15 protein-coding genes are annotated in these 17249 nt (G+C 72.5%); 14 read left to right on the top strand and 1 reads right to left on the bottom strand.

Translation table 11 applies throughout. The annotated features are described in order from the left end of the window. Positions 1-485: 485 nt before the first annotated feature. The 8 genes from OERS_RS01070 to OERS_RS01035 all read left to right on the top strand — a co-directional run bounded on the left by OERS_RS01070 (position 486) and on the right by OERS_RS01035 (position 9289). Entirely contained in the window at positions 486-1793 is a 1308-nt protein-coding gene (locus tag OERS_RS01070; protein WP_068623694.1) for a Gfo/Idh/MocA family protein, read from the top strand. Positions 1794-1962: 169 nt separating this feature from the next. Then, a complete protein-coding gene (locus OERS_RS01065) occupies positions 1963-3234 on the top strand; it encodes an ABC transporter substrate-binding protein (protein ID WP_068623692.1) in 1272 nt (423 codons plus the stop codon). 78 nt (positions 3235-3312) lie between these two features. Beyond that, entirely contained in the window at positions 3313-4326 is a 1014-nt protein-coding gene (locus tag OERS_RS01060) for a carbohydrate ABC transporter permease (protein ID WP_235535411.1), read from the top strand. Then, positions 4323-5255 carry a carbohydrate ABC transporter permease gene (locus tag OERS_RS01055; RefSeq protein ID WP_248948265.1) on the top strand — a complete coding sequence of 311 codons (933 nt, stop codon included), beginning with the start codon at positions 4323-4325 and terminating at the stop codon, positions 5253-5255. The genes OERS_RS01060 and OERS_RS01055 overlap by 4 nt, the downstream gene beginning before the upstream one ends. 5 nt (positions 5256-5260) lie before the next feature. Further along, entirely contained in the window at positions 5261-6367 is a 1107-nt protein-coding gene (locus OERS_RS01050) for an NAD-dependent epimerase/dehydratase family protein (protein WP_248948263.1), read from the top strand. Next, complete coding sequence (locus OERS_RS01045; protein ID WP_231907787.1) at positions 6367-7521, top strand: dihydrodipicolinate synthase family protein; 1155 nt, start codon at positions 6367-6369, stop codon at positions 7519-7521. The genes OERS_RS01050 and OERS_RS01045 overlap by 1 nt, the downstream gene beginning before the upstream one ends. A 7-nt stretch (positions 7522-7528) precedes the next feature. Next, on the top strand, positions 7529-8554 hold the full coding sequence (locus tag OERS_RS01040) for a hydroxyacid dehydrogenase (RefSeq protein WP_068623691.1): 1026 nt from the start codon (positions 7529-7531) through the stop codon (positions 8552-8554). Between the two features lie 159 nt (positions 8555-8713). Beyond that, positions 8714-9289, top strand: a complete 576-nt coding sequence (locus OERS_RS01035) for a tRNA (cytidine(34)-2'-O)-methyltransferase (RefSeq protein ID WP_082618352.1) — start codon at positions 8714-8716, stop codon at positions 9287-9289. 44 nt (positions 9290-9333) lie between these two features. On the opposite strand, the gene OERS_RS01030 is transcribed toward OERS_RS01035, so the two are convergent. Continuing rightward, positions 9334-9870, bottom strand: a complete 537-nt coding sequence (locus OERS_RS01030) for a hypothetical protein (RefSeq protein ID WP_068623689.1) — start codon at positions 9868-9870, stop codon at positions 9334-9336. Between the two features lie 237 nt (positions 9871-10107). Here OERS_RS01030 and helR point away from each other — a divergent pair, with 237 nt between their 5' ends. The 6 genes from helR (at position 10108) to OERS_RS01000 (ending at position 17236) form a co-directional block, all read left to right on the top strand. Beyond that, positions 10108-12267 (top strand): RNA polymerase recycling motor ATPase HelR, encoded by a 2160-nt coding sequence (helR, locus tag OERS_RS01025; RefSeq protein ID WP_068623832.1) that lies wholly within the window; start codon positions 10108-10110, stop codon positions 12265-12267. Positions 12268-12385: 118 nt separating this feature from the next. After that, on the top strand, positions 12386-13372 hold the full coding sequence (locus OERS_RS01020; protein ID WP_068623687.1) for an aldo/keto reductase: 987 nt from the start codon (positions 12386-12388) through the stop codon (positions 13370-13372). Positions 13373-13508: 136 nt separating this feature from the next. Beyond that, entirely contained in the window at positions 13509-14066 is a 558-nt protein-coding gene (locus OERS_RS01015; protein WP_139107608.1) for a hypothetical protein, read from the top strand. Between the two features lie 139 nt (positions 14067-14205). After that, positions 14206-14925, top strand: coding sequence for a YcnI family copper-binding membrane protein (locus OERS_RS01010; RefSeq protein ID WP_068623830.1), 720 nt, complete (start codon positions 14206-14208; stop codon positions 14923-14925). Positions 14926-14933: 8 nt separating this feature from the next. Continuing rightward, positions 14934-16613, top strand: coding sequence for a copper resistance CopC/CopD family protein (locus OERS_RS01005; protein WP_068623686.1), 1680 nt, complete (start codon positions 14934-14936; stop codon positions 16611-16613). Continuing rightward, a complete protein-coding gene (locus tag OERS_RS01000; RefSeq protein ID WP_068623683.1) occupies positions 16610-17236 on the top strand; it encodes a DUF1775 domain-containing protein in 627 nt (208 codons plus the stop codon). Before OERS_RS01005 ends, OERS_RS01000 begins: the two co-directional genes overlap by 4 nt. The last annotated feature ends 13 nt before the right edge of the window (positions 17237-17249 follow it).

Raw genomic sequence — 17249 nt, 5'->3', positions numbered from 1 at the left:
GCGGTGGGCGTCTGCCGAGAGCAAGGCCGGTGCGACCAGCCTCCGGTGCCGAGAACGAGGTTCCGCGCCCTCGACCACGAGGTTGCGGCCGCTGTCAGCGGGAAAATGACCGCAACCTCGTGCTCGGCACCGAGCCGCCGACCCTCACCACCGACCCCGCAAGCCTCGGAAGGACGTCCCTGGCCGAGGAACCCTCACGGCGGCCCGGAGGGTTCGACCAGGGTGGGGGCGCGGGTCGTGGCGGGTCTGGCGGGAGGCCGACGAAGGAGGCCGGATGGAAGACCCGCGCCCCCACCCCGGTCGAGCCCGGTCCCAGACCGCACGAAAGATAACGACTCGGTCGCAAGTTGACCTGACGGGCTGTCAGGGCGCAGGATCATCTGTCATAGTTGCTATAGCAAATAGCAAATGAAGCCGTACTCGCCCGGCCCCTCACCGCACCACCCGCTCTCCCCGCAGCCCCCGCAACGAAGCAAGGACCGCTCGTGACCCGCAATGATGCACCCGTGACCGTCGCCCTCGTGGGCGCCGGCAACCGTGGTCAGACCTACGCACGCTGGATCGCCGCGCACCCCGACCGTGCCCGCCTGGTCGCGGTCGCCGACCCGCGCCCGTTCCAGCGCTCGCTCGTGGCGTCCGGCTCGGCAGCGGCGAACCCCGACGCCGCCCCCGTCGCGGAGTTCGCGGACTGGGAGTCCCTGGTCGCAGCGGGCGACGAGACCACGGGCGCGCCCGCCCGCCTCGCCGACATGGTCATCGTCGCGACCCAGGACCGCGAGCACCGCGACCCGGTCGTGGCGCTCACGGCGCAGGGCTACGCGATCCTGGTCGAGAAGCCGCTCGCACCGAGCCCCGAGGAGTGTCGCGACGTCGTCGACGCGGTCGAGGCCTCGGGTGTCCTGTTCGGCGTGTGCCACGTCATGCGCTACATGCCGTACACGGACCTCATGAAGTCGGTCGTCGACTCGGGCGTCCTGGGCGAGGTCGTCAACGTGCAGCACCTCGAGCCGGTCGGCTGGTGGCACGACGCGCACTCGTACGTGCGCGGACCGTGGCGCTCGGAGAAGACGTCGAGCCCCATGCTGCTCGCCAAGTCGAGCCACGACCTGGACTGGATCCGCTACGTCACGGGCAAGCGGATCACGACGGTCGCGAGCTTCGGCTCGCTCAAGCACTTCCGGCCCGAGGAGCGTCCCGAGGGCGCCGCGGACCGCTGCCTGGACTGCCCGCTCGAGCCGACCTGCCCGTACTCGGCTCCCCGCCTGTACCTGGGCACGCTGCGCGAGAAGGGGCCGATCTGGCCCGTCACGGTCGTCACCGACGGCACCGACGAGGCCTCGGTGATGGAGGCGCTGCGCACGGGCGACTACGGGCGGTGCGTCTACGCCTCGGACAACGACGTCGTGGACCACCAGGTCGTCGCGATGGAGCTCGAGGGCGGCGGAGCGGCGACGTTCACCATGACCGCCTTCTCGGAGCAGGACCACCGCAAGACGCAGATCTTCGGGACCCACGGCTGCCTCGACGGCGACGGCGAGAAGATCCGGGTCACCGACTTCCGGGACGGCTCGGTCACGGTCCACGACTCGGGTCACCACGGCGCGACCAACGCGGCCGACGACCACGGCGGCGGCGACTCGGGCGTCATGGACGCGTTCGTGCGCGCGGTCGCGACGGGCGACGCGTCGCACGTCCGCTCGGGCGCCGTCGAGTCCCTCCAGAGCCACCTCGCCGTGTTCGCGGCCGAGGAGTCGAGACACTCACGCACCGTCGTGGAGGTCCCGGCCCGCTAGCAGCACGTCCCATCCGGGCGGGCACGAGCCGCCCGGACACACCGAAGCAGCACCTCGCAGGGAGCAGCGAAGCACCCGAAGCACCACCGCACGACCCCCGAAACATCCAGCAAGCATCCAGCAAGCATCCAGCACGGTAGTCATCGTTCGACGTCAAAGGAGCACGAAAATGACCATGCCGAAGAAGCACGTGGTGACCGCGATCGCCGCGATCGCCAGCCTCGGCGCCCTCACCGCGTGCAGCGGTGGCGGCACGACCGGCAGCTCGACCCCCGTCCCCTCGGACGGCGCGGCCTCGGGCTCGGTGACCATGTGGACCTACCCCGTCATCGCCGACGAGGCGGCCCACAAGAAGTTCTGGGACGAGCAGATCGCCGAGTTCACGGCCGAGAACCCGGACGTCGACGTCAAGGTCGAGATCTACCCGTGGGCCGGCCGCGACGAGACGCTCGCGACGGGCATCGCGGGCGGCAAGGGCCCCGACGTCGTCTACCTGATCCCCGACCAGCTCCCCAAGTACGCGAAGTCCCTCGCGGCGGTCGACAACTACATCACCGACAACACGGGCGACCTGCGCGAGAACGCCGCGAAGTCCGTGAGCATCGACGGCGCCATGATGGGCGCGCCGCTGATCATGAACTCGAAGCCGCTCGTGTGCAACGCCGCGGCGTTCGACGCGATCGGCGAGCCGGGCAACTACCCCGCCACGTGGGACGACCTGATGACCCTGGCCCCGAAGTTCAAGGACGCCGGGTACGACGTCACGAACTACTGGGGCGCGGTCGACGCGACGCTCAACGAGTCCTTCTACCCGCTGCTGTGGCAGGCGGGCGGCTCGGTGTTCTCCGAGGACGGCACGAAGGTCGCGTTCGACTCCCCCGAGGGCGTCGAGGCGCTCCAGTTCGTCACGGACCTCGCCGAGGGCGGGTTCGTCGAGAAGGACCTGCTGACGACCATCCCGGCGTTCGAGCAGACCCGCACCGCGCAGGGCAAGATCGCCTGCACGTGGCAGCAGGGCCCCGGCGACGTCGCGAGCTTCTGGGGCGAGGAGAACACGGTCGTGCTCCCCTCCCTCAAGCAGGCCGAGTCGATCGGCTACGGCACGGTCGGCTCGCTGGCCCTCATGAAGAAGGCCGAGAACCTGGACGCGGCGGGCAAGTGGCTCGCGTTCGCCACGCGCCCCGAGGCGTCGGCCGAGTACGCGAAGGCTGCGGGCTGGTTCACGCCGTACACCTCGCAGACGGGCCTGTACGGCGACGACGCGACCATGGCGGCCCTCGAGGCCACGCTCGACGCGACCACCTCGGGTGACCTCAACGAGAAGTCGCGCGAGGTCATGGGCATCCTCGCCCCGGAGATCCAGGCCGCGCTCATCGGCCAGAAGACCCCTGAGCAGGCCATGAAGGACGCGGCCGCTGCCGCGAACCCGCTCCTCGGCTGATCTCGCACCACACCCACCGGGCCGGGAGGCCGCCGCAGACGCGGCCCCCGGCCCGGTGAGGCGAAGGAGAAGAACCTCATGACAGCAACCACCCCGTCCGGAGACGTCCTCGGGACAGGCGTCCAGGGCTCCGTGCCCGACGGCGCCACGCCCGTCGCGCGGAGCACGTCCGGTGGGTCCTCGGGCCCGTCGGGCGGGACCGGCCCGACAGGCCCATCAGCGTTCCGCCGCACCATGGCCCGCCGCGAGGCCCGTATCGGCCTGCTCTTCGCGCTCCCGGCCTTCCTGCTCTTCCTCGCCTTCCGCTTCGGACCGGCGATCGCTGGCGTGGGGCTGAGCTTCTTCGACTACACGATCGGGGACACGGCCCAGTGGACCGGCCTCGACAACTTCGAGCGCATGGTCAACGACCCGATCTTCTGGTCCGCGATGCGCGTGACCCTGATCCTCAGCGTCCTGATCGTGCCGCTGTCGCTCGCGATCTCGACCTTCATGGCGCTCCTGGTCCGCCGTTCGTTCCGCGGGTCGGGCTTCTACCGCTCGGTGTTCTTCCTGCCGGTGGTCACGAGCCTCGTGCTCGCTGCGACCGTGTTCACCTGGGTCTTCTCGACGGGCGGACCGTGGTCGCAGCTCATGGGACTGATCGGCCTGTCGACCGACTCGTGGCTCGGCAGCACGACCCTGGTCCTGCCGGCCCTGGCGCTCGTGTCGATCTGGTCGCGCTTCGGGTACGGGATGCTCATCCTCCTGGCCCGCATGCAGGACCTGCCGCGTGAGCTCGAGGAGGCCGCGGCGCTCGACGGCGCGAACGCCTGGCACCGCTTCTGGCACATCATCATGCCGCAGCTCAAGCCGACCCTGTTCTTCCTGGCGGTCATCGAGACCACGGCCTCGTTCCAGATCTTCGACCTCGTCTACACCATGACGGGAGGCGGACCGGCGCGCGCGAGCTACAGCCTCGTCTACCAGATCTACGACCAGGGCTTCAAGTACTTCGACCTCGGCTACGCCAGCACGCTCGGCGTCGCCCTGTTCATCATCACCATCGTCGTTGCGTTGGTGCAGCGTCGCCTCATCGGGAGGGACAAGTGACCACGCTCGCCACCCCCGGCACCCCGGGACACCCCGGGACCACTGCCGGTACCACCAGCCCGACCGACCTCACGCCCAAGGTGCGTCGCAGGCGCAGCAAGAGCTCGGGCATGGACCTGACGCTGCGCGGCAAGATCGTGCGGTACGTCGTGCTGAGCCTCGCCGCGGTCGTCACGATCTTCCCGTTCTACGCGATGGTCGTCCTCTCGCTCAAGCCTGCGGCGGCGATCCAGTTCCCGCAGAGCCTGATCCCCACGAACCTGGGCTTCGCGGCCTACGAGCGCGTGCTCGGCGCGGGCAACATCTGGACCTGGTTCGGGAACACGCTCATCTACTCGGTCGTGTCCGTGGTGCTGGTCCTGGCGTTCTCCGCGATGGCCGGCTACGCGTTCGCCAAGAAGAAGTTCCCGGGCCGCGAGGCCATGTTCTGGTCGTTCCTCGCGATGGTCATGGTCCCGTACCACGTGACCCTCATCCCGACCTTCATCCTCATGGCGCAGGTCGGCGGCCTGGACACCTACTGGGGCCTGATCCTGCCGACGCTCGCGAACGCGCAGGCCGTGTTCCTCATGCGGCAGTTCATCATGGACATGCCGGACGAGCTCTTCGAGGCCGCCAAGCTCGACGGCGCCTCCGAGTGGCGCATCTTCACGCGCATCGTGCTGCCCCTGTGCAAGCCGATCCTCGCGACGCTCGGCACGTTCGTCTTCCTGTGGCACTGGAACGACTTCCTGTGGCCGCTCATCATGGGCCAGGGCACCGACCACTGGACCCTCACCGTGGGTATCGCGTCGCTGCAGCAGCAGGACGTGCCGCTCAACATGATCCTCGCCGGCGCGACCATCTCCTTCGTGCCGATCTTCGCCGCCTACCTCGTGGCCCAGCGCTACTTCCAGGAGGGCGTCACCATGTCCGGAATCAAGGGATAGCACTCGTGTCTTCGACCTCACCCAGCCCTCTGCCCGCCGCCGCCGTCGCACCTGCCGGCCCCTCCGCCGTCGGGCGCCCCGCCGGTCCCTCGTCGCTCGCCGAGCTCGAGGACCTGCTCACCACCCCCTCGCCCGCGCTCGTCGCGGACATGGCCGCCCGCTCGGGCGACCTGGTCGTCCTGGGAGCGGGCGGCAAGATGGGCCCGAGCCTCACGGTCCTCGCGCGACGCGCGCTCGACGCCGCGGGCCGCACCGGCGACGCGGTCCACGCGGTCTCCCGCTGGTCAGACCCGGCCCAGGCCGACCACCTGCGCGACGCGGGCGTGAACGTCGTGACGGCGGACCTCATGACGGGCGACCCCGCCGTCCTCGCCGGCCTGCCCGACGGCGCGGACGTCGTCTACATGGTCGGCGCCAAGTTCGGCACGTCGTCGGCCCCCTCGCTCGCGTGGGCCGCGAACGCCGCGCTCGTGAGCGACGTCGCGCGCCGCTACGCGGACTCGACCATCGCGGCCTTCTCGACCGGGAACGTCTACCCGCTCGTGCCCGTGTCCTCGGGCGGCTGCTCCGAGAACGACCCGACCGGGCCCGTCGGCGAGTACGCCATGAGCTGCCTCGGGCGAGAGCGCCTGTTCCAGCACGCGGCCCTCACGCGCGGCACCAAGGTCGCGAACATCCGCCTCAACTACGCGGTCGACCTGCGCTACGGCGTGCTGTGCGACGTCGCGGCGCCCCTCCTCGCGGGCGAACCGGTCGACCTGACGACGAGCCACGTCAACGTCGTGTGGCAGGGGTACGCGAACGAGGTCGCGCTGCGCGCGCTCGGCCACGCGTCGTCCCCCGCGTTCACGATCAACCTCACGGGCCCGGAGACCGCGTCGGTGCGTCGCCTCGCGGGGCTGCTCGGTGCGGGCCTGGGCCGCGAGGTCTCGTTCACGGGCACCGAGGCCGGCACGGCGCTGCTCAACGACGCGAGCCTGTGCCACGAGCTGTTCGGCTACCCCGACGTCTCGCTGCGCACGCTCGTCGACTGGCAGGCGCAGTGGCTCGCGGCGGGACTGCCCACGAGCGGCAAGGCCACCAAGTTCACCGTGCGCGACGGGAAGTTCTGATGGGTTCGACCGCCCTCGCCATGAAGCCCGACTCGCTCGCGCTCCTGCGCGCCGGCACGGTCATCCCGGCCCAGCCGCTCGCGCTGACCGCCGACCGCCGGTTCGACGAGCGCCGCCAGCGCGCCCTGACGCGGTACTACCACGCGGCCGGGGCCGGCGGCGTGGCCGTGGGCGTGCACACGACGCAGTTCGAGATCCGCGACGTCGGGCTGTACCGGCCCGTGCTCGAGATGGCGGCCGAGGTCTCGCGCGAGACGACGGGCGGGAACGCGCCCGCGGGATCCTCGGTCACCGGCCCGCGCCCGCTCGTCCAGGTCGCCGGAGCCTCGGGACCGACGGCCCAGGCCGTGGCCGAGGCCCAGGTCGCCGCGGAGCTCGGCTACGACGCGGTGCTCCTCGCACCGCGTGTCGCGGGGCTGAGCGGCACGCGCGAGGAGGTCGAGCGCTACCTGCTCGACCGTGCGCGGGCCGTGGGCGAGGTCCTGCCCGTGATCGGCTTCTACCTCCAGGAGGCGATCGGCGGGCCGCGGCTCTCGGTCGACTTCTGGCGCGAGTTCGCGGCGATCGAGGCCGTCGTGGCCGTCAAGGCCGCGCCGTTCAACCGGTACCGGACCATCGACGTGCTGCGCGGCGTGGCCGAGTCCGGCCGCGCCGACCAGATCTCGCTCTACACGGGCAACGACGACGCGATCATCGCCGACCTGGTCTCCGAGGTCGACGTCCCGGTCGCGGGGAGCGCGAGCCCGTACACCGCACGCTTCGTGGGCGGTCTGCTCGGTCAGTGGGCCGTGTGGACGCGCGGCGCGGTCGAGACCCTGCGCCTCGCCCAGGCCGCGCGCGGCGTCACGTCCGACGGCACGCTCACGGTGCCCGACGACGCGGCCCTGCGCCTCCTGGTCGCCCGTCAGACCGGGCTCACCGACGCCAACGCCGCGGTGTTCGACTCCACGAACGACTTCGCGGGGGTCATCGCCGGGGTGCACGAGGTGCTGCGACGCCAAGGGCTGCTCGAGGGCATCTGGTGCCTCGACCCCGCCGAGACGCTGTCGCCCGGGCAGGCCGACGAGCTCACGCGCGTCACGGCCGCGTACCCGTGGCTCGGCGCGTCGGACGACGCGTTCGTCGCCGAGCACCTCGACGCGTGGCTGGCATGATTCCCCGATGAGCCGCATCGCGAGCGTCGTCAGCGTCTCCCCCACGCTGCGGGCCGAGTTCTTCTCGCCCGCGGCGTGGGAGACGCTGGGCACGCTGACCGACGTCCTGCTCGTCGACGACCCGGCCACGCTGGGGGCGACGCTCGACGCCCGGACGGGCGCTGCGTCGTCGGGCCCCTCGCGGGCGGAGGTGCTCGTCATCTCGTGGGGCACGCCGCGCCTCGACGCCGCGCTGCTCGACCGCATGCCGGGCCTGCGCCTGGTCGCGCACACGGGCGCGAGCGTCAAGCCGTTCGTCACGCCCGAGCTGTTCGCGCGCGGCGTGCGCGTGACGCAGGCCGGGCAGGGCATGGCGCAGTCGGTCGGCGAGGTGTCGGTCGTGTTCGCCATGGCCCTGCTGCACCAGCTCCCGCGGTTCCACCACGGTCTCGCGTCGGGCGCCTCGTGGGAGGACGCCGAGGACGCGCCACCGCGGTACGAGATCGCCGGCACGCGTGTCGGCGTGATCGGCGCGTCCCGGACCGGACGGGCGGCGATCACCATGCTGCGCGCGCTCGGGGCCGAGGTCGTGGTCGCGGACCCGACGCTGTCGGCCGCGGACGCCCGGGCCCTGGGCGTCGCGCTGGTGAGCCTCGACGATCTGCTCTCGACGAGCCGCATCACCATGGTCCACGCGCCCACGCTGCCCGAGACGCACCACCTGGTCGGGGCGCGCGAGCTCGCGCTCATGCCCGACGGCGCCGGTCTCGTCAACACCGCCCGGTCGTGGCTGACCGACGAGGACGCGCTGCTGCGCGAGGTCGCGAGCGGACGGATCGACGCGGCGCTCGACGTGTTCGACGCCGAACCGCTGCCCGTCGACCACCCGCTGCGGACCCTGCCGAACGTGCTGCTCACGCCGCACCACGCGGCCGCGACGGTCCAGGGTCGGCTGCGCCAGGGGGCGATCGTGGTCGAGGAGATCGGGCGCTTCCTCGCGGGCGAACCGCTGCAGCACGAGGTCGACGCGGCCGCGCTCACGCGGACGGGCTGAGGTCCTTCCCCCGATCGGTTGTCAGAAGCGAGCCGGGGCATACCCCGCTCCGCTTCTGACAACGTGGTGCCGCACCGACAGGTTGTCAGAAGTGAGCCGGGCCCTACACCGGCTCACTTCTGACAACTGGTCTCCCGCGGCGGTGGGAGAATCGAGACCATGCCCGACGACGCACCCACCACTTCCGCGCCCGCACCTTCGCCCGGGGTCACCGGTGCGGAGGACTGGCGACCGCACCTCGGCACCGACGCCGAGCGCCCGGCCCCGACGCTCCCCCACCTCGTGTTCTTCGAGCCCCGCATCCCCGGCAACACGGGCAACGCGATCCGCCTCGCAGCCGTGACCGGCGCCCGCCTGCACTTGGTCGAGCCGCTGGGCTTCGACCTCGACGAGCCCAAGCTCCGCCGGGCGGGCCTGGACTACCACGACCTCGCCGCGATGGAGGTGCACGCCGACCTCGAGGCCGCGCTCGCGTCGATGCCCGAGGCCCGCGTCTTCGCGTTCACGACCAAGGCCACGACCCGGCACACCGACGTCGAGTACCGCCCGGGCGACGTGCTGCTGTTCGGCCCCGAGCCCACGGGACTGCCCGACGAGGTCCTGGCCCACCCGCGCATCACCGACCAGGTCAAGATCCCCATGCTGCCCGGGCGACGGTCGCTCAACCTCACCAACAGCGCGTCGATCGCGATCTACGAGGCGTGGCGTCAGACGGGGTTCGCGGGCGGGGTCTGACCCGCGGGACTCGGTCAGGTCGCCAGGAGGAACGGCTCGACGGGTCAGCCGCCGACGATCGAGAGCTGACCGGACTGGACGTCCTGGACGATCACTCGACCCGGTGCGCCGACCTGCGGGAAGGCGTTGGCGACGATGACGGCCACCACGACGACGCAGGCCACCACGACGACGAGCCACCGGGAACCGGGGCGCTGGTGGGACCCGCCAGCGTCGGACCGCCCCAGGGCGTCCAGGGCGCGCGCTGCTCGGAGCACCGTCACGGTCAGCACCGCGGCTCCCCCTGCGGCGGTCAGGACGTGCGCCGTGGCCGCACCGTTGCCGGCAGCGTACTGCCACGTCGAGAGGTCCTGGTTGCCGAACCTGTCGACCGCGTGCGCCTGGAACACCTGGGCCAGGATCCTCAGCACGTACGAGACCCCGCCCAGCAGGATCCCGACCGCCAGGAGGGGGAAGACCCGGCGACCGCGGGGCCTCGGGGGCGCGGGCTCAGCCGTCTCCGTGGCCGGGGAGTCCTCGCCCGGATCGAGGTCGTCGAAGGTCTCGGCGTCGACGGGGACCAGCTCGATGGGATGCACCATCCGTGCATCCTGGCAGAGGGAGAGCGCTGCGGGCGAGAGGGTCCGGGAACGGGGAGCGTTCACCCCTTCCACTCTCAAGATATAGCGCACGGGGGGCCTTGCGGCAAGGCCCCGGTCCTCCCGCAGAATGGTCGATCTCAGCCGCGAGCAGTGGGATGGAGAACCTCGGTCATGCGCGCCTCCTCGTCAGTCTCCCGGTCGCCCCGCACCCTCACGAACCCGATCGGAGCCTTCCACGTGCCCTCCCAGGACGACAGCCCGTTCGACCTTCCCGAGCGCCTCTCCGCGAAGGCCGACCCGGCGCTGATCGCCGCCGACGAGCGGCACCTCGCCGCGATCGGCGCGACCCTCGAGCACTCGGTCGCCGACCTGTCGGGACGCCTCGACGCCGCGCGCCGGGCACCGGGCGGGTCCGGCACCGAGGCGCTCGAACGGGACCAGGAGATCCACCGGCTCAGCTCCCGGCTGCGACTCCTGCAGAGGTACGGGATCGACCTGTGCCTCGGACGCCTGGTGCCGGCCGACGGATCCGAGCCCGTCTACGTCGGGCGCCTGGGCCTGACCGACGCCGCCGGCCGGCGCCTGCTGGTCGACTGGCGGTCGCAGCCCGCCGAACCGTACTTCGCGGCCACGCGCGCGCACCCCATGGGGCTCGCGAGCCGCCGCCGGTACCGCTGGACGGGCGGACGGATCAGCGACTACTGGGACGAGTCGTTCGCCGCGGACGGTCACGACGACAGCGTGGCGCTCGACGACGAGTCGGCCTTCATCGCGAGCCTCGGGACCAGCAGGTCTCCCCGCATGCGGGACGTGCTGGGCACCATCCAGTCCGACCAGGACGCGATCGTGCGGGCCGACTCGCGCGGTGCCCTGGTCGTCGAAGGTGGCCCGGGCACGGGCAAGACGGTCGTCGCGCTGCACCGCGCGGCATTCCTCCTCTACTCCGACCCGCGTCTGGGGCACCACCACGGCGGCGTGCTGTTCGTCGGACCGCACGAGCCGTACCTCGCGTACGTCGCCGACGTGCTGCCGAGCCTCGGCGAGGAGGGCGTGCAGACGTGCACGCTGCGCGACCTCGTCCCTGAGGGGGCGGCGGCGGTGCCAGAGACCGACCCCGAGGTGGCCCGGCTCAAGGCGTCGGCGCGCATGGTCGCGGCGGTCGAGCCCGCGGTGCGGTTCTCCGAACGACCACCGACCGAGGGCATGGAGGTCGGGACCCCGTGGGCCGACGTCTGGCTCAGCACGGCCGACTGGGCGGAGGCGTTCGCGTCCCCGGACCCCGGCACCCCGCACAACGACGCGCGCGACGAGGTCTGGGAGGCGCTCCTGACGATCCTCGTCGACAAGCACACCGACGAGACCGAGGACGTGCCCGAGGAGCAGGTCCGCCGGTCGCTGCGCCAGAACAGGGACCTGGGCACGGCGTTCAACCGGGCCTGGCCGCTCATCGAGGCGACGGACCTCGTCGCGGACCTGTGGTCGGTGCCGGCCTACCTGCGCATGTGCGCGCCCTGGCTCACGCCCCAGGAGGCCCGGGCCCTGCAGCGCGACGACGCCCAGGCCTGGACCGTCGCCGACCTGCCGCTCCTCGACGCGGCGCGCCAGCGCCTCGGCGACCCCGAGGAGTCGCGCCGACGACGCCGGAACCGGGCCGCCGCAGCGGCTGAGAGCGCACGCATGGCCGACGTCGTCGACCACCTGATCGCGACCGACGACTCCGAGCTGCACGTCATGTCGATGCTGCGCGGGCAGGACCTCCAGGGCGCGCTGGTCGACCCCTCCGCGCTCGAGACCGCGCCACCGGACCTGCTCGCAGGACCGTTCGCGCACGTCGTGGTGGACGAGGCGCAGGAGCTGACGGACGCCGAGTGGCAGATGCTGCGCCTGCGTTGCCCTTCAGGGAGCTTCACGATCGTGGGCGACCGCGCGCAGGCCCGGCACGGGTTCACCGAGTCGTGGGACGAACGGCTCGCACGGGTCGGGCTCGACCGGGTCCGCTCGGCCTCGCTGAGCATCAACTACCGGACCCCGGAGGAGGTCATGGCGGAGGCCGAGCCGGTCATCCGGGCCGCGCTCCCCGACGCCAACGTGCCCACGTCGGTCCGTCGCTCCGGGGTCCCGGTGGTGCACGGGCGCACGGCAGACCTGGACTCGATCCTGGCGACCTGGCTCGCCACGCACGACGACGGCACCGCGTGCGTGATCGGCTCCCCCACGGTCGCGGGCACGCCGCGCGTCCGCTCGCTGACCCCGGTGCTCGCCAAGGGGCTCGAGTTCGACCTGGTGGTCCTGGTCGACCCGGGGTCGTTCGGCGAGGGGATCGAGGGAGCGGTCGACCGCTACGTCGCGATGACGCGCGCGACCCAGCAGCTCGTGGTCCTCGCTGACGGTCGCTGACGCCTGCTGCCCCGCGGACGCCGCGCGCCAGGGAGGTACCGCCAGGAACTCCCTGCCTCCGACCGGTGCCCGTAGCGTCGAGGTGGACCGATCGTCAGCACGACCTCAGGAGGACGGTATGGAGAAGCGAACGCTGGGCCAGGGGCTCGAGGTGTCCGCGCTCGGGCTCGGCTGCATGGGCATGAGCCAGAGCTACGGGCCCAACCCCGGTGGCCGGGACGAGATGATCGCGGTGCTGCGCGGCGCCGTCGAGCGGGGCGTGACGTTCTTCGACACGGCCGAGGTGTACGGGCCGTACGTCAACGAGGAGCTCGTGGGCGAGGCGCTCGAGCCCTTGCGCGACCAGGTGGTCCTCGCGACCAAGTTCGGCTTCGACATCCGCGACGGGAGGTCGGTCGGGGTGGACAGCCGTCCCGAGCAGATCCGCCGCGTCGCCGACGCGTCGCTCGCTCGCCTGCGCACGGACCGGATCGACCTGTTCTACCAGCACCGCGTCGACCCCACGGTGCCCATCGAGGACGTCGCGGGCACCGTTGCGGAGCTCGTCGCCGAGGGCAAGGTGGCGCACTTCGGACTCTCGGAGGCCGGCGCAGGCACGATCCGCCGCGCCCACGCGGTGCACCCCGTGACCGCGCTGCAGAGCGAGTACTCGCTGTGGACCCGGGAGATCGAGGCCGAGATCCTGCCGACCCTCGACGAGCTCGGCATCTCGCTCGTGCCGTTCAGCCCGCTCGGCAAGGGGTTCCTCACGGGCACCGTGGACACCTCGACCGAGTTCACCCCGGGCGACGTCCGCACCCTGATCCCGCGTTTCAGCGAGGAGAACAGGGCCGCCAACCAGGCGCTGGTCGACCTCGTCAAGGAGGTCGCCGCGGCCCACCGCGCGACCCCCGCCCAGGTCGCGCTGGCCTGGCTGCTGGCCCAGCGGCCGGACATCGTCCCCATCCCGGGCACGCGTCGGCTGTCGCGCATCGAGGAGAACCTCGGCGCGACCACGCTCGACCTTCCCGCGGCCGACCTCGCGGCGCTGGGCGAGGCCGCCACGCGCCTGGGCGTCGCCGGGGCGCGCTACAACAAGGCGATGCAGGCGATGACCGGGCTCTAGAGCCGGTCGCGTCCGGACGGCCCGACGGCGGGGCGTCCGGACGCTCGCGGACAGCCGGGACGACCGTGCGGCCGTCGGTACGGACGTTCGTGGACAAGGGGTCCCTCTCCGGCGATCCGCCCGCTACAGTCGTCGCGTGCTGTCGCCGGGTGTCGGTCTGCTGCGCGGGGTTCGAGCAGGGTTGCTCGCCACCGCGGTCGTCGGGCTGTCCCTGGTCTCGCACGGGCTGGCCGGCGGTGCGCCCCCGGGGGCCGTTCCCGTGGTCGTGCTCGTGATGGTCACGGCCGTGCTGCTCCGCTCGCTCGTCGGGCGTCGGGTGGCGCTCCCGTACCTCCTGGGCGTCCTGGGTCTGGGCCAGCTCGCCTTCCACTACACGTTCGAGCAGTGCGCCCTGCTCTCGAGCGCCTCCGCGCCGGCGCACGCGCACGCCTCGGACCGCCCCGAGGTGATGCTGGCCGCCCACGTGGTGGCGACGCTCGTGGTCTCGGTGTTCCTGACCCACGCCGACCGCGTGCTGTGGGCACTGTGGTCGTGGCTCACGATGCGCTCGGTCCCCAGGGCCGTGCCTCTCCCTCTCGCCCGCGGGCGCAACCCCCTCTTCCTCCCTCTGGTCGTTCCCGTCCTCACGGCCCCGGGCCGTGGGTCGGTCCGGGGCAGAGCCCCTCCCGTCGTGGTCCTCGCAGCAGCACCTTGACCTCGATCGCGGCCCAGCCGCGATCCGCTCCCTGCCGCCCGGGCACGTGCCCGGCGACGGCCGGCGCCGCGACGGCTCTCGTCCGTGCGGCGCCCCGAGCGACCCTGCGTCCCACCACGGAAGGCCTGTGCCTCAGATCATGAAGCGTCCACTCCAGCTCCTCACCGTCGCCGCGGCGACGACCACGCTCCTCGCGCTCGGTGCGAGCGGCGCGTCCGCCCACGTGTCGGTCGACCCCGACACGACCACCGCGGGCTCCTACGCCCTGCTGACCTTCGGCGTCCCGCACGGCTGCGGGGAGTCCGCGACCACGAAGGTGTCCATCCAGATCCCCGAGCCGATCACGAGCGTCACCCCCACGGTCAACCCCGGCTGGGACGTCGAGAAGGTCATGGTGACGCTCGCGACCCCGATCGACGACGGTCATGGCGGCCAGCTCACCGAGCGCGTGGGCGAGATCGTCTACACCGCGAGGTCCCCGCTGCCCGACGGCTACCGGGACGCCCTCGTCCTCTCGACCAAGCTCCCCGACACGGTCGGCGAGACCCTCGTCTTCCCGACCGTCCAGACCTGCCAGGAGGGCGAGTCCGCCTGGGTGCAGGTCGCGGCGGAGGGCGAGGACCCTCACGACCTCGACCTGCCCGCACCGGTCCTGACCGTCACGGCTGCGAAGGACGAGGCCGCGCACGGCGAGACCGAGACGGTCTCCGACGAGTCCGCGACCGTCGAGGCCGCGGCGGCGCCCGCCGAACCGTCCTCGACGCCCCTCGTCCTGTCGTGGGTCGCCGTCGTCCTCGGCGCCGCAGGGCTCGCCCTGGGTGGGGCCGCGTTCGTGCGCGGCCGCCGCAGCCAGGGCTGAGATCGGCCATGGACCTCTCCCGCGCTGTGCGCGGGGCGGTGGCGTTCGTCGTGGCGGCCGTGGCCGGGGTGGTGCTGATGCTCGCATCGGCCACCCCGGCCACGGCCCACGCCGTGATCGTCGACACCGATCCTCGGGACGGCACCGTCCTCGAGGAGCCCCCGGCCCGGCTGACCCTGACCTTCAACGAGCCCGTCCAGGTCGTCCCCGACGGCATCGCCCTGCTCGACGCCGCAGGCAGCACGATCCCCATCACGGCCGGCGCCGTCGACTCCCGTGTCGAGATCGCGGTGCCCGGCGATCTCGACGACGGGACGTACGTCGTGAGCTGGCGCGTCACGTCCGGTGACACCCACCCGGTCGCGGGCGCTCTCACGTTCTCGGTCGGCGCCCCCAGCACCAGCGTCGCAGCCGCCCCTGCCGACCCGGCCTCGCCCGCGGTGACCGTCCTGCGTCAGGTCGCGCAGGCCGTCGTCTATGCAGGGACGCTCGGGGTGGGCGGACTCGTGGCGTTCGAGCTCCTCCTGCTCGACGCGACTCCCGGGGCCATGCCCACGCTCCGCCGTCGGCTCCAGCGGACCCGTCGCCTGCTCGCGACCTGCGCCGGAGCGGCTCTGCTCGTGTCCGTCCCGGTCACGGCGCTCTGGCAGGGCGGACGGGGCGCGAGCGCCCTGGTCGACTCGTCGTTCTGGCGTGCGTCGCTGACGTCCGAGTCGGCGCTGGCCGCCTTCCTCGGCCTGACGGGCCTAGCAGTGGCCGTCCTGGCGTGTCCCCGGGCGGGGAGCGCGACGCGCGCGCGATGGCCGCTCCCCGCGGCGCTCGGCGGCGCCGCGCTGGCGGTGACCTCGCTCTCGGTCGTGGGACACACCCGCACGTTCGGTCCCGTCTGGCTCGTGCTCGGCGCGGACGTCCTGCACGTGGTCGTCGGAGCCGTCTGGTTCGGCGGCATCGTGGGCCTCTGCCTCCTGCTGTCCAGGTCCTCGGGCGCGTCGGCCCAGCGCGCCGCCCGCACGGTCGTGCGCTTCTCGGGCGTGGGCGCTTGGCTCGTCCTCGCGCTCGCACTGACCGGGATCCTCCTCGCCTGGCGCATCCTCGGCTCGCTCGACGCCCTGCTGACCACGGGGTACGGACGAACGCTCCTGGTCAAGGTCGGCCTCGCACTCGTCCTCGTGGTGATCGCCGCGTGGAACCGGTACCTGCTCGTCCCGCACATCACCTCCGACCCCGTCGGCCTGGGGCGCCTGCGCCGGACCGTCGCGACCGAGGCCGTGCTGCTCGTCGTCCTCCTGGGGGTGACCGGGGTGCTCGTCTCGCAGAGCCCGGTCCCGGCGAGCGCGACGCCGCCGGAGTCCGCCGCACCGCGGTCGCAGGTGTTCGACGAACCTCTGGGGACCGGGTCGCTCCAGGCCAGGGTCACCCCGGGCGCGCTGGGCATCAACTCGCTCGAGCTGACGCTGCTCGACGCCGACGGCGCCCCGCTCGAGCCCGTCGCGCTGCCGGAGGTCCGGACGACCCAGGCAGAGCTGGGGATCGGACCGTTCACCCCGACCCTGACCCGCACGGGTCCGGGGACGTACCTCGCCTCGATCGACCTCCCGCTGGCCGGGACGTGGGACGTGGCCGTCAGCGTCCGCACGTCGACGTACGACAACCCGGTCGTCTCGCTCCCCGTGGAGGTGGTCTCGTGACGTTCACCGGTCGGCCGCGGTCCTCGTACGCCCGCCTCGTGGCGCGCTCGGCCGCGGTCCTCGGTCTGAGCGCTCTGCTCTGCGTGTCCGGGGCCCACGGAGCCTCGGCGCACGTCCTGCTCGAGACCGCGGCGCCGAACGGGGACGGCACGACCACGCTCACCTTCTCGTTCGAGCACGGGTGCGACGGGCAGCCCACCACGGCTCTCGACGTCTCGCTGCCCGACGGGGTCGAGGCGATCTCGACGACGCAGCCGGACGGCTGGTCCTCGACCCAGGACGGGGCCTCGGTGCGCTGGTCCGGGACCCCGGTCGAGGACGGCACGCCCGCGCGGTTCGAGCTCGTCGCCACGATCACGGGCGACGTCGGCCAGGCCTTCGTGTTCCCGACGACGCAGACCTGCACCGAGGGCTCGACCGACTGGGTCGACGTCGATCCCTCCGCAGCGCATCCCGCACCGAGCTTCGTCGCGACCAGCGCGACGCTCGTCCCGCGGCCGGCCCAGCCGGTCGCCTCGGCAGGTGGCGGCGCCAGCCTGTCGCAGACGCTCGCCGTGGTGGGTGCGTCGACGCTCGTGGCGGCAGCGACGGGCACCTGGTGGGTGCGCCGACGGAGGCGGTGAGCCACGAGACGGA

The organism is Oerskovia enterophila (genome assembly GCF_001692445.1).
Classification (GTDB): domain Bacteria; phylum Actinomycetota; class Actinomycetes; order Actinomycetales; family Cellulomonadaceae; genus Oerskovia; species Oerskovia enterophila.
The sequence above is the reverse complement of the archived record's forward strand: the minus strand, read 5'-3'. Positions and strand labels throughout refer to the sequence as shown.